Consider the following 12983-nt stretch of genomic DNA (forward strand, 5'->3'; position numbering starts at 1 on the left):
CGGGACCCGCCGCCGCTCAGACGAATTCGATCTTGGTCACCAGATAATATTTGTCGCCCGCCGGCACGGTCACCTCGATCTCGTCGTCGACGCGGCGGCCGATCAGCGCGCGGCCGAGCGGCGAATTATAGCTGATCTTGCCGTCCTTGGCGTCCGCCTCGGCCTGGCCGACGATCTGATACTTCACCGGCTTGTCGTCCTCGTCGGCGAGGGTGACGGTCGCGCCGAACACGATGCGGTCGCCCGACAGCGTCGTCGGGTCGATGATCTGGGCGCGCGACAGCCGGTCTTCGAGGTCGCCGATCGAGGCTTCGACCTGGCCCTGGCGCTCCTTGGCGGCGTGATATTCGGCATTTTCCGAAAGGTCGCCGTGCGCGCGCGCTTCCTCGATCGCATCGACGATCTGCGGTCGCTCGGCCTTGAGAGCGGCGAGTTGCGCGCTCAGCTTCTCGTAGCCTTCTGCCAGCATCGGCACCTTTTCAACGCTTGCCATTATCCTGTTGTCCTTCGTCAATAATCCAGCGCCAGCGAAGTTTCGCCGGGCGGCTGCGCCGCTGTTTCCGTCAATGTCGGGGAGTGGAGCGGTGCCTCAATAATAGTCCTGAAGGGGCTTCACTTCAAGACTATGCGCGCGGAGAGCGCCGATCGCGTGGGTCGCGGCATCGCTTCCGGCCGCGGTCGTGTAATAGGCGACATCGGCCGCGAGCGCCGAGGCGCGGATCGATTGCGAATCCTGCAGGCTCTGCCACCCTTCGGTGGTGTTGAAGATCAGCTGCACGTCGCCGTCCTTGATCCGGTCGACGATATGCGGCCGGCCCTCGGCGACCTTGTTGACGCGCTCGACCGCGATGCCCTGCCCCGCCAGATAGTCGGCGGTGCCGCCGGTCGCGATCACCTGCCACCCCCAGCCGGCGAGGCGCCGCACCGGCTCGATGATGCGCGGCTTGTCGCTGTCCTTGACCGACACGAACAGGCGCCCTTCGGTCGGCAGACGGTCACCCGCGCCGAGCTGCGCCTTGGCAAAGGCCAGGTTGAAATCGCTATCGATTCCCATGACTTCGCCCGTGGACTTCATCTCGGGACTGAGCACCGGATCGGTGCCGGGGAAGCGCGCGAAGGGGAAGACCGCCTCCTTCACCGCGACATGCGCGATGTCGCGGTTGATCTTCGGCAGGTCGGCGAGGCGCTCGCCCGCCATCACCCGCGCCGCGATCTTGGCGATCGGCGAGCCCACCGCCTTGGCGACGAAGGGCACGGTGCGGCTGGCGCGCGGGTTGACCTCGATCAGATAGACCTCGTCCCCCTGCACCGCGAACTGGATGTTCATCAGGCCGCGGACTTCGAGCGCGCGCGCGAGCAGGTCCGCCTGCCGTTCGATCTCGGCGACGATCGACGCCGGCAGGCTGTAGGGCGGGATCGAGCAGGCGCTGTCGCCCGAATGGACTCCCGCCTCCTCGATATGCTGGAGCACGCCCGCGACCACCACGCCAGAAGGTCCGGGGGTTCCGTCGCACAGCGCATCGACGTCGACCTCGATCGCGTCGCGCAGATAGCGGTCGATCAGCACCGGCGAATCGCCCGACACCTGCACCGCGGTCTCGATATAATGTTCGAGCTGCGCCTGGTCGTCGACGATCTCCATCGCGCGGCCGCCGAGCACATAGGAGGGGCGCGTCAGCACCGGATAGCCGATGCGCGCCGCGACCGCGACGGCTTCCTCGCGGCTGCGCGCGATGCCGTTGGCGGGCTGCTTGAGCCCGAGCTTGTTAACCAGCGCCGCGAAGCGCTCGCGATCCTCGGCGAGGTCGATCGCGTCGGGCGAGGTCCCGAGGATCGGGATGCCCGCCTCCTCCAGCGCCTGCGCGAGCTTGAGCGGGGTCTGGCCGCCGAACTGGACGATCACGCCGACGAGCTCGCCCTTCGACTGCTCGACGTGCAGGATTTCGAGGACGTCCTCGGCGGTCAGCGGCTCGAAATAGAGGCGGTCCGAAGTGTCGTAATCGGTCGACACCGTCTCCGGGTTGCAGTTGATCATGATCGTTTCATAGCCCGCCTCTTCCAATGCGAAGCAGGCGTGGCAGCAGCAATAGTCGAACTCGATCCCCTGCCCGATCCGGTTCGGACCGCCGCCGAGGATGACGATCTTTTTGCGGTCTGACGGGTTCGCCTCATTCTCGGGCTCGCCGAAGGTCGGGGCTTCGTAGGTCGAATAGAGATAAGGGGTCTGTGCAGAGAACTCGCCGGCGCAGGTGTCGATCGTCTTGAACACCGGGCGCACGCCGAGTTTGTGGCGCAAGCTCCGCACTTCGGCCTCGGTGACACCGCCGGTCATCGCCTTGACCGTATCGTGGATCAGTCCGCTGCCGCGCGCGGTCGCGCGGCGCGTGCCGGGGTGGAGGTTCGCCGACTGCAGCGCCAGATAGGCCAGGCGCTTGTCCGAAAAGCCCATCGCCTTCAGCCCCCGCAGCCCGTCGGCCTCGCGCGGCAGGCCGTTCGCGATGACCGCATTTTCGGCCGCGACGATCTCTGCGATGCGTTCGAGGAACCACATGTCGTAGCCCGCGATGCGGTTGATCTCGGCGAGCGGCAGCCCCTCGCGGATCGCCTGCGCGGTGTTGAGCAGCCGGTCGGGGGTGCGCTGGGCGAGCTCGCTGCGAAGCTGCTCGTGGCTCGCGCCGACGAGGCGGTCGACGAAGTTGAAGCCCGAAAGCCCGGTTTCGAGCCCGCGCAGCGCCTTTTGCAGGCTCTCGTGGATGGTGCGCCCGATCGCCATCACCTCGCCGACCGACTTCATCGCGGTCGACAGCGTCGCCTCGGCGCCCTTGAATTTTTCGAAGGCGAAGCGCGGGATCTTGGTGACGACATAATCGATCGTCGGCTCGAACGACGCCGGGGTGACGCCGGTGATGTCGTTCATGATCTCGTCGAGCGTGTAGCCGACCGCGAGCTTCGCCGCGACCTTGGCGATCGGGAAGCCCGTCGCCTTCGACGCGAGCGCTGACGAACGCGACACGCGCGGGTTCATCTCGATCACGATCAAGCGGCCGTCCTTCGGATTGACCGCGAACTGCACGTTCGAACCGCCTGTTTCGACACCGATTTCACGCAGCACCGCGATGCTCGCGTTGCGCATGATCTGATATTCCTTGTCGGTCAGCGTCAGCGCCGGGGCGACGGTGATGCTGTCGCCGGTATGCACGCCCATCGGATCGACATTCTCGATCGAACAGATGATGATGCAATTGTCCTTGCGGTCGCGCACCACCTCCATCTCATATTCTTTCCAGCCGAGGAGCGATTCCTCGATCAGGACTTCGGTGGTCGGCGAGGCGATCAGGCCGCCGCGCACGATATGCTCGAACTCCTCGCGGTTATACGCGATGCCGCCGCCGGTGCCGCCCAAGGTGAACGACGGGCGGATGATCGAGGGCAGCCCAGTGCGTTCGAGCACCGCGAAGGCCTCGTCCAGCGTGTGCGCGACGCCGCTGCGCGCGCTCTCGAGCCCGATCTTGTCCATCGCGTCGCGGAATTTCTGCCGGTCCTCGGCCTTGTCGATCGCCTCGGCATCGGCGCCGATCATCTCGACGCCATATTTCGCGAGAGTCCCGTCCTGCGCGAGCGCCAGCGCGGTATTGAGCGCGGTCTGCCCGCCCATCGTCGGCAGCACCGCGTCGGGGCGCTCCTTTTCGATGATCTTGGCGACGATCTCGGGCGTGATCGGCTCCACATAGGTGGCGTCGGCAAGGTCCGGATCGGTCATGATCGTCGCCGGATTGGAGTTGACGAGGACGATGCGATAGCCCTCCTCCTTCAGCGCCTTGATCGCCTGCGTCCCCGAATAGTCGAACTCGCACGCCTGACCGATAACGATCGGGCCGGCGCCGATGACGAGGATGGATTGGATGTCGGTTCTTTTGGGCATTATTCTTTTTCCGTCTGTGCCACGCAGCCCCAACCGTCACATTCGACGCCGAAACTGTCCTCAATTTGCAAATAAGTCATCGTCAGATCGCGCATCGACTCTTCGTCCGCTGCCTGCGTCCTGACCAGAAAGAGCCAAGGCTCACCTTTTTCATCGGCCTCGATAAATTCCTGAACATCAAACCCAAAGTTCTCACAGGAACTTTGCAGCCGCTTCAGCGCATCGAGCGACCCGCGAAATGAGACGTCAATCTCCCTCGGAATTTCCGGGTTATCGCCATTGCCGCGCAGATTACGAATGACGTCCAGATCAGCAGCCCAAACCTCATTCCAGCGTTCCGAAGGAATTGGGTTTGATGTCACTTCAGCCCGCCCACGAACTTCTCGAACAGATAGAAGCTGTCCTGCGGACCCGGGCTCGCCTCGGGGTGATATTGCACGCTGAACGCATTTTTGCCCGTGATCGCGATGCCGCAGTTCGATCCATCGAACAGGCTCTTGTGCGTTTCGACCACGCCGGCGGGCAGCGTCGCCGCGTCGACCGCGAAGCCGTGGTTCATGCTGGTGATCTCGACCACGCCGTCTTCCGCGCGCTGCACGGGGTGGTTCGCGCCGCGATGGCCCTGATGCATCTTGATCGTCTTCGCACCGACCGCGATGCCGAGCATCTGATGGCCGAGGCAGATGCCGAACAGCGGAATGTCGCGTGTCAGCAAGCCCCGGATCACCGGCACCGCATAATCGCCCGTCGCAGCAGGATCGCCGGGACCGTTCGACAGGAACACGCCGTCGGGCTTGTGGCTCAGCACCTCGTCGAGGCTCGCGGTCGCGGGCACTACGGTGACGCGCGCGCCGGCCTTCACGAGGTTGCGGAAGATATTGTCCTTCGCGCCATAGTCGATCGCCACGACATGCGGCCGCTCGCCACCATCTTCGGTCGCATAGCCATGCCCCAGCGTCCACGCGCCGCCGGTCCAGTCGCCCGTGTCCGTGCGGCTCACGTCTTTCGCGAGGTCCATGCCCTCGAGCCCCGCCCAGCCCCGCGCCATGGCGAGCAGTTCGTCGATATCGAACTTGCCGTCGGGGCTGTGCGCGATCACCCCGTTCGGCGCGCCTGCGTCGCGGATGCGGCGCGTCAGCGCGCGCGTGTCGATCCCCGCGAGTCCGATCACGCCCTGCTCGGCCATCCATTCGGGCAGCGTCTGGACGCTGCGGAAATTGCTGGGCTGGGTCGGCAGCTCGCGCGTGATGCAGCCGAGCGCGCCATGGACGCCGCGCTCCATATCCTCGGGGTTCGCGCCGACATTGCCGATGTGGGGAAAGGTGAAGGTGATGATCTGCCCGGCATAGCTCGGGTCGGTCAGGATTTCCTGATAGCCGGTCATCGAGGTGTTGAAGCAGATCTCGCCGACCCCCGCGCCCGCCGCGCCATAGCCGATACCCCACAGGATCGTTCCATCGGCGAGAACAAGAACGCCCGTCGCCCCGGAGGGCTGGGTTTTGGACGCGACGGATGGGTTGGCTGGTGCCATTTAAACTGCTCCGGACGGAAGGCTAAACGGCCGACCAAGTAGGCGGCAAAAAAGTGATTCACAAGCTATCGGATTTGGAATCTTCCCGCTAAGAGTGCTTCTTTCCCACATTGCAGCGCAAAGAGGACACGCATGATTCGCGATGACATCAAGGCTGCGCAGGTTGCCGCGATGAAGGCGGGCGACAAGGCGCGTTTGGGCACGATCCGGCTGATGCTGGCCAAGATCAAGGACCGCGACATCGAACTTCGCACCGGCACCGCGCCCGCCGACGACGATGTGCTGGTGACCGACGTGCTGCAGAAGATGGTCAAGCAGCGCCGCGAATCGATCACCATGTACGAACAGGGCGGCCGCCAGGAACTCGCGGACGTCGAGGCGGCCGAGGTCGCGGTGATCGAGGATTTCCTGCCCGCACAGCTTTCGGAAGCCGATGCGACCGCCGCGATCAAGGCGATCGTTGCCGAACTCGGCGCGGCGAGCCTCAAGGATATGGGCCGCGTGATGGCGGCGGTGAAGGAACGCCACGGGTCCGAGCTCGACATGAGCAAGGCGTCGGGGTGGGTGAAGGCGGCGCTGGGCTGATTTGAAACATGCCCTCCCCTAACCCCTCCCATTAATGGGAGGGGAACTGGCTGGGGCGGCGAACGCGCGGTCTCCCCTCCCGCCTGCGGGAGGGGTCGGGGGAGGGCCTGTTGGACAAGGGCTACAAACGACCGACCGCACGCTCCCGCGAACTCCGGCTGAACGCCACCGACGCCGAACGAAAGCTTTGGCAGCAGTTCAGCGCCCGAAAACTTGCAGGCGTACGTTTCAATCGCCAGTTCCCCATCGGACCCTTCATCTGCGATTTCGTCTCGCGAACAGCCAAGCTCGTCATCGAAGTCGATGGCGGGCAGCACGCGGTTGATGTAGCGAAGGACGAAGCACGCACGGCCTATCTGGAAGCACGGGGTTATCGGGTGATCCGGTTCTGGAACAATGATGTGTTGGAACGGATCGAGGGTGTCGTGAGCGAGATCGAACGCGTTCTTGCGGACATGCCCTCCCCTAACCCCTCCCGCAAGCGGGAGGGGAACTGATGGCCCTCACCCCGCAATGGCTGGACGAACTCCGCGCGCGCGTCACCCTCTCGACCCTCATCGGGCGGACGGTGAAGATCACCCGCGCCGGCCGCGAGTACAAGGCCTGCTGCCCTTTTCATAACGAGAAGACGCCCAGCTTCACGATCAACGACGAAAAGGGCTTCTACCACTGCTTCGGCTGCGGCGCGCATGGCGATGCGATCCGCTGGATGACCGACCAGCGCGGCCTCTCCTTCATGGACGCGGTCAAGGAACTCGCCGGGGAGGCGGGGATGGAGGTCCCCGCCCCCGATCCGCGCGCGGCGAAAAAGGCCGAGGAGCAGGCGAGCCTGCGCGACGTGACGCAAGCGGCGGCCGACTGGTTCACCCAGCAGCTGGGCAGCAGCAACGGCGCGCCGGCGCGCGATTATCTCGCGAAACGCGGCATTTCGGACGCCACCCGCACCGCCTTCGGCTTCGGCCTCGCGCCCGACAGCCGCAGCGCATTGAAGGAGGCGCTCAAGAAATATCCGACCGCGATGCTCGTCGAATCGGGCATGCTGATTTCGGTCGACGACAAGGAGCCCTACGACCGCTTCCGCGGGCGGCTGATGATCCCGATCCGCGACGCGCGCGGGCGCGTGATCGCGTTCGGGGGACGCATCCTCGGCGACGGCGAACCCAAATATCTGAACTCGCCCGACACGCCTTTGTTCGACAAGGGGCGCACGCTCTACAATCTCGACAAGGCCAGCCCCGCGTCGCGGCAGACGAACCGGATCATCGTCGTCGAGGGCTATATGGACGTGATCGCGCTCGCCGAGGCGGGGGTCGCCGACGCGGTCGCACCGCTCGGCACCGCGCTCACCGAGAACCAGCTTGCCATGTTGTGGCGGATGGTGCCGGTGCCGCTGCTCTGCTTCGACGGCGACGCGGCGGGACAGAAGGCGGCGATGCGCGCCGCGACGCGCGCGCTGCCGCTGCTCCGTCCCGGCTTCAGCCTCGCCTTCGCGACGCTGCCCGCGGGACAGGACCCCGACGACATCGTCCGCGCGCGCGGCGCCGATGGGTTCACCGCGCTGCTGGAAGAGGCCCAGCCGCTCGTTGAGCGCCTCTGGGCGCACGAGGTCGCGGCGGGGCCGCTCGCGACGCCCGAGGAGCGCGCGGCGCTCAAGACGCGGTTGCTCGGCCACGCCGACGCGATCGAGGACGCCGACGTGCGCCACCATTACCGCGAGGCGTTCCGCGAGCGGCTCGACGCGCTGTTCGCGCGGGCCCGGCCCGAACGCGGGCCGCGTGTTCCCTGGGCGCCGATGGCCCAGCGCGGCGGGCGGCGCTTTACACCCGACCCCCGATTGCAACCTCCGGGCGCCGAGACGCGTTCGATCGGGGAAGCCGGGATCGGCGCGCCCTATGTCGCGGCGCTTCTCGGCGGATTGCTGCGCTATCCTGCGGCGCTGCGGCGCCACGAGGAGGCGCTGATGCGGGTCGCGATCGGCAATCCCGCCGACGCCGAACTGCTGGGCGCGATGCTTGACATCGCAAATGCCCAGGAAGGGCTTGATTGCGAGGGGTTGCTTGCCATATTGGAGCCGATGAAAGTGTATAATAGGGCGACGACGCTGCTCAGAGCCGACGGAATGCACTTCTCGTTCAATCGACGGCTGGAAGACGGCGAAGGAGCCGCGGAGGCGCGCGAAACCGCGCTTCGCGACCTGGACGAATATATCGGCGTGCTGGTGACCCAGCCCGAAATCCGTGCCCGGCTGGCCGAGGCGACCGCGGATTTCCAGCGCACGATGGATGATGAAGGATTTGCGCGTCAGCAAAAGCTGTACGCCATGGACAAAGAACTGACCCGCCGCCTGGCCGCGCTGTCCGACAGCAGCCAGGACTGACGACCCCTTATTTGCCCGCAGGCAGGATGGATAGATGGCCACCAAGAACACCGCCGAAACCGACGCGCCGCTGATCGACCTCAACGAAGCCGACGTCAAAAAGCTGATCGCGCGCGGCAAGAAGCGCGGCTACCTCACCTATGACGAACTCAATGCGGCGCTGCCGCAGGACGAGATGTCGTCGGAGCAGATCGAGGACATCATGTCGGCAATCTCCGACATGGGCATCAACATCGTCGAGAGCGACGAGGATGTGCAGGAAGAGGCCGAGCAGGAAGCCGACGACGAGGTCGACGTCAGCGCCGGCACGGGTTCGGTCTCCAATCCCGCGATCGAGAAGAAGAAGGAAACGGTCGATCGCACCGACGATCCCGTTCGCATGTACCTGCGCGAGATGGGCGCGGTCGAGCTGCTGAGCCGCGAGGGCGAGATCGCGATCGCCAAGCGCATCGAGGCGGGCCGCGACACGATGATCCTCGGCCTGTGCGAAAGCCCGCTGACCTTCAACGCGATCATCGAATGGTCGAACGCGCTCAACAACGGCGACATGCAGCTTCGCGAGATCGTCGACCTCGAGGCGATGCTGACCAAGGATCCCGCGCCCGAAAACCTCGAGAACGAGGAAGAGGATAATGGCGAGATCAGCGAGAAGACCGCCGGTGTCTCGTTCAAGGACGAGGATGAGGTCGAGGACGAGCCCGAAGCCGACAGCGACGACGAGGACGGCGACGGATCGGCCAAGAAGCGCGAGAACTTTGAGGACGACGACGAGGACAATACGCTGAGCCTCGCGGCGATGGAGGAGTTGCTGAAGCCCGACGCGCTCGAGAAGTTCGCCGCGATCACCAAGAGCTTCAAGGCGTTCCAGAAGCTGCAGGAAGCGCGGCTCGAATCGCTGTCGGGCGGCGAGGAATTTCCCGCGGCGTCGGAGAAGAAATATCACAAGCTGCGCGAGGAGCTCACCGCGCAGGTCGAGAGCGTGCAGTTCCACGGCACCAAGATCGAATATCTCGTCGACCAGCTCTACAGCTACAACCGCCGCCTGACCGCGCTGGGCGGCCAGATGCTGCGCCTCGCCGAGCGCCACAAGGTGCCGCGCAAGTCGTTTCTCGACCATTATGTCGGGCGCGAACTCGAAGAGAATTGGCTCGACCAGGTTTCGGGTATCGACAAGAAATGGGCCGCCTTCGCCGAGAATGAAGCGAGCGCGGTCGACCGCATTCGCGTCGAGATTTCGGAGATCGCGCAGGCGGCGGGCATGAGCCTCGTCGAATTCCGCCGCGTCGTGAACATGGTCCAGAAGGGCGAGCGCGAAGCGCGCATCGCCAAGAAGGAAATGGTCGAGGCGAACCTGCGCCTCGTGATCTCGATCGCCAAGAAATACACGAACCGCGGCCTGCAGTTCCTCGACCTCATCCAGGAAGGCAACATCGGCCTGATGAAGGCGGTCGACAAGTTCGAGTATCGCCGCGGCTACAAGTTCAGCACCTATGCGACCTGGTGGATCCGCCAGGCGATCACCCGCTCGATCGCCGACCAGGCACGCACGATCCGCATCCCGGTCCACATGATCGAGACGATCAACAAGCTGGTGCGCTGCAGCCGCCAGTTCCTCCACGAAAGCGGCCGCGAGCCGACGCCGGAGGAAATGGCCGAACGCCTGTCGATGCCGCTCGAAAAGGTCCGCAAGGTGATGAAGATCGCCAAGGAGCCGATCAGCCTCGAAACGCCGATCGGCGACGAGGAGGACAGCCACCTCGGCGATTTCATCGAGGACAAGAATGCCGTGATCCCGGTCGACGCCGCGGTGCAGTCGAACCTCAAGGAAACGGTCACCCGCGTCCTCGCCAGCCTCACCCCGCGCGAGGAGCGCGTGCTGCGCATGCGCTTCGGCATCGGGATGAACACCGATCATACGCTCGAGGAAGTCGGCCAGCAGTTCAGCGTGACGCGCGAGCGCATCCGCCAGATCGAGGCGAAGGCCTTGCGGAAGCTCAAGCATCCGTCGCGCAGCCGCAAGATGCGCAGCTTCCTCGACCAGTAAACGGCCGGGGCCCGCCCCTCGCCCATTCATCGAACAGCAACGGCGGCCGGTCTAACCGGTCGCCGCTTTGTCGTGCGGCGCTGGTAGGAAAACCGCGTTCGCCCGACGGGCGGCGTTCCCTCTCCCACCCCCCGAGACTCCTGCCATGAAGAAATACCAAGGCTGATGGCGTAGTTTCCCGCCCGATGGGAAAAATTCCCACCGCGACTTTACCCCGCCCGGGAGAGCCGAGGAAAATCGCGCGGAAAATCAGCCGTCAGAGAATTTGGCACGCCCTTTGCGAAGCTGGGGGCACGAGCATGGGGCGACGCCCGCAGCCAAGAGGAAAGACGAAAAAATGGACAGCGAAACCACCAATCTCTTCCGCCGCCGCGATACCTTCTTCGGGATCTGCGAGGCCGTGGGCCAGGACTTCGGCTTCAACCCCCTGTGGCTGCGCCTGGCGTTCGTCGCGCCGCTCTTCTTCTTTCCGGTCCAGACCTTCGCGGCCTATTTCCTGCTTGGCGGCGTCGTGCTCGCCTCGCGGCTGATCCACCCGCGCAAGGCAGTGGAGCCGGCTTCCGCGCGGGTCGAGACCGATAGCCCGGCCGACACGCGCGAGGAACTGGCGCTCGCGGCCTGACCTTAGCCGGGGCGCGGCGGGCCTCCCTCTCCCCGCCTTGCCCGCTCCGGCCTCGCGGTCCCGCCATCCACGGGCCGCGCGACAAGGACCGGCAAGCCTTTCCCGGCTTGCCGGTCCTTTGCATTTTCGTCCCGCTTTCGGACGGGGAACGGCGAACGCTTCACCGCATTCCGCGGCGCTCATAAACGCTACGTTTACGACGTTATCCTATGGCTGGCCGTTGCAATGGAATCGCGGGGGATGGCCTCGCCGCGACAAGCAAGGATGAAGCGTTGAGCCAATCGACCCAGCCCCGCATCCAGACGCGCAGCGTCGCCGAACTGCTCGACTCGCTGGTTGCGAGCGAGGGCACCGGCGCGCATTCCTACGTCAAGTCGGGAGCGCTATCGAGCGGCACGGAGGCGATGCGCAATCTCGCCGACGCGGTGCATTTCCTCTGCCTGCTCCACGGCCGCTATCCGGGCGTGATCGACAGCGCCGCACGCAAGGCGGTCGACCCCGCCTCGCGCCGCTGGATGGACGAGGCCGCGCAGGCCTTCGCCGAAGAGCGCGCCTTCCTCTCGACGATCGCCGCCGCGGCCGGCCCGATGCCGAGCACTCACGGCCAGGACCAGTGCGAGGCCGCGGTCGCCGCGCAGCGTCGCGCGCTCGACATGCTCGCCGAATCCGATCGCCACGGCTGCGCGGTCGGCGCCGCGATCGCGCTGACGCTCGACTGGCGGACGATCCGCGTTCTACTCGACATCAGCGCCCAGCGGCTCGATCTGCCCGCCGTCCGCTGCACCCTGCCCGACCTGCGCGAGACCGCGCGGCTCGCGAGCACGGTGGCCGACACCCCCGCGGTCGAACGCGCGATCGCCTTTGGCGCGCAGCAACTCATCACCCAGCACAGCGGCCTGTGGGACCTGCTCGCCGCGCGGGCGGAAAGCCGGGGGCACGGCTAGCCTTCTCCCCTCCCGCGAGCGGGAGGGGAGATTCGGTTGCACCCTCTTCCCACCCCCGCTATGCCAATCCCAGTTGACGTTCACGTTAAGGGAAAGGCTGCGCGCCGATGCGTTTCGAGGGAACCAGCGCCTATATCGCGACCGACGACCTGAAGGTCGCGGTCAACGCCGCGACGATGCTGCGCCGTCCGCTGCTCGTGAAGGGCGAGCCCGGCACCGGCAAGACCGTGCTGGCCGAGGAGATCGCCAAGGCCTTCGACGCGCCGCTGATCACCTGGAACATCAAGTCGACGACCAAGGCGCAGCAGGGCCTTTACGAATATGACGCGGTCGCGCGCCTGCGCGACGGCCAGCTCGGCGAGGAACGCGTCCACGACATCCGCAACTATATCAAAAAGGGCAAGCTGTGGGAGGCGTTCACCAGCCCCAAGCTGCCCGTCCTGCTGATCGACGAGATCGACAAGGCCGACATCGAATTCCCGAACGACCTGCTTCAGGAACTCGATCGCATGGCCTTCCACGTCTATGAGACCGACGAGACGATCACCGCGAAGGAACGCCCGATCGTCGTCATCACCTCGAACAACGAGAAGGAACTGCCCGACGCCTTCCTGCGCCGCTGTTTCTTCCACTATATCAAATTCCCCGACCGCGACACGATGGCCGACATCGTCGACGTCCATTTCCCCGGCATCCAGAAGACCCTCGTCAGCCGCGCGATGGACATCTTCTACGACGTGCGCGACGTGCCGGGACTCAAGAAGAAGCCTTCGACGAGCGAACTCATCGACTGGCTGAAGCTGCTCCTCGCCGAGGACATGCCGCTGGAGGTTCTGCAGAACCGCGACGTCGGCAAGGCGATCCCGCCGCTGCACGGCGCGCTTCTCAAGAACGAGCAGGACGTGATGCTGTTCGAAAAGCTCGCCTTCATGGCGCGGCGGCAGGGCGGCTGAACCTT

The 12983-nt window shown here is 65.3% G+C and carries 11 protein-coding genes; 7 read left to right on the forward strand and 4 right to left on the reverse strand.

Going from position 1 to position 12983, the window contains the following annotated elements:
• Positions 1–16 precede the first annotated feature (16 nt).
• From greA to carA, 4 genes are all read right to left on the reverse strand, one after another.
• Complete coding sequence (greA, locus tag CD928_RS04120; protein WP_095385434.1) at positions 17–493, reverse strand: transcription elongation factor GreA; 477 nt, start codon at positions 491–493, stop codon at positions 17–19.
• A 96-nt stretch (positions 494–589) separates the two neighbouring features.
• Positions 590–3922: a carbamoyl-phosphate synthase large subunit gene (gene carB / locus CD928_RS04125; protein WP_095385437.1), complete on the reverse strand. Its 3333-nt coding sequence runs from the start codon at positions 3920–3922 to the stop codon at positions 590–592.
• Entirely contained in the window at positions 3922–4284 is a 363-nt protein-coding gene (locus CD928_RS04130) for a ribonuclease E inhibitor RraB (RefSeq protein ID WP_095385439.1), read from the reverse strand. Before CD928_RS04130 ends, carB begins: the two co-directional genes overlap by 1 nt.
• On the reverse strand, positions 4281–5453 hold the full coding sequence (carA, locus tag CD928_RS04135) for a glutamine-hydrolyzing carbamoyl-phosphate synthase small subunit (RefSeq protein ID WP_095385442.1): 1173 nt from the start codon (positions 5451–5453) through the stop codon (positions 4281–4283). Before carA ends, CD928_RS04130 begins: the two co-directional genes overlap by 4 nt.
• 132 nt (positions 5454–5585) lie before the next feature.
• Here carA and CD928_RS04140 point away from each other — a divergent pair, with 132 nt between their 5' ends.
• From CD928_RS04140 to CD928_RS04170, 7 genes are all read left to right on the forward strand, one after another.
• On the forward strand, positions 5586–6038 hold the full coding sequence (locus CD928_RS04140) for a GatB/YqeY domain-containing protein (RefSeq protein WP_095385445.1): 453 nt from the start codon (positions 5586–5588) through the stop codon (positions 6036–6038).
• A 110-nt stretch (positions 6039–6148) separates the two neighbouring features.
• A complete protein-coding gene (locus tag CD928_RS04145; protein WP_095385448.1) occupies positions 6149–6535 on the forward strand; it encodes an endonuclease domain-containing protein in 387 nt (128 codons plus the stop codon).
• The gene (gene dnaG, locus CD928_RS04150) at positions 6535–8415 is read left to right on the forward strand and encodes a DNA primase (RefSeq protein ID WP_095385451.1); all 1881 of its coding nucleotides are present in this window, start codon (positions 6535–6537) and stop codon (positions 8413–8415) included. Before CD928_RS04145 ends, dnaG begins: the two co-directional genes overlap by 1 nt.
• Positions 8416–8449: 34 nt before the next feature.
• Entirely contained in the window at positions 8450–10459 is a 2010-nt protein-coding gene (rpoD, locus tag CD928_RS04155; protein ID WP_095385454.1) for an RNA polymerase sigma factor RpoD, read from the forward strand.
• Positions 10460–10796: 337 nt separating this feature from the next.
• Positions 10797–11081, forward strand: coding sequence for a PspC domain-containing protein (locus CD928_RS04160; protein ID WP_095385457.1), 285 nt, complete (start codon positions 10797–10799; stop codon positions 11079–11081).
• A gap of 272 nt (positions 11082–11353) precedes the next feature.
• Positions 11354–12025 (forward strand): hypothetical protein, encoded by a 672-nt coding sequence (locus CD928_RS04165; RefSeq protein ID WP_095385546.1) that lies wholly within the window; start codon positions 11354–11356, stop codon positions 12023–12025.
• Positions 12026–12132: 107 nt separating this feature from the next.
• A complete protein-coding gene (locus CD928_RS04170) occupies positions 12133–12978 on the forward strand; it encodes a MoxR family ATPase (protein WP_095385460.1) in 846 nt (281 codons plus the stop codon).
• Positions 12979–12983: the final 5 nt, after the last annotated feature.

The organism is Sphingopyxis sp. GW247-27LB, assembly GCF_002277025.1.
In the GTDB taxonomy this organism is placed as follows: Bacteria; Pseudomonadota; Alphaproteobacteria; order Sphingomonadales; family Sphingomonadaceae; genus Sphingopyxis.

Bases quoted from the DNA above. Each gene is read 5' to 3' on its own strand.
- greA (WP_095385434.1), bottom strand. From the start codon at position 493: ATGGCAAGCGTTGAAAAGGTGCCGATGCTGGCAGAAGGCTACGAGAAG.
- carB (WP_095385437.1), bottom strand. From the start codon at position 3,922: ATGCCCAAAAGAACCGACATCCAATCCATCCTCGTCATCGGCGCCGGC.
- carA (WP_095385442.1), bottom strand. From the start codon at position 5,453: ATGGCACCAGCCAACCCATCCGTCGCGTCCAAAACCCAGCCCTCCGGG.
- CD928_RS04140 (WP_095385445.1), top strand. From the start codon at position 5,586: ATGATTCGCGATGACATCAAGGCTGCGCAGGTTGCCGCGATGAAGGCG.
- dnaG (WP_095385451.1), top strand. From the start codon at position 6,535: ATGGCCCTCACCCCGCAATGGCTGGACGAACTCCGCGCGCGCGTCACC.
- rpoD (WP_095385454.1), top strand. From the start codon at position 8,450: ATGGCCACCAAGAACACCGCCGAAACCGACGCGCCGCTGATCGACCTC.
- CD928_RS04160 (WP_095385457.1), top strand. From the start codon at position 10,797: ATGGACAGCGAAACCACCAATCTCTTCCGCCGCCGCGATACCTTCTTC.
- CD928_RS04170 (WP_095385460.1), top strand. From the start codon at position 12,133: ATGCGTTTCGAGGGAACCAGCGCCTATATCGCGACCGACGACCTGAAG.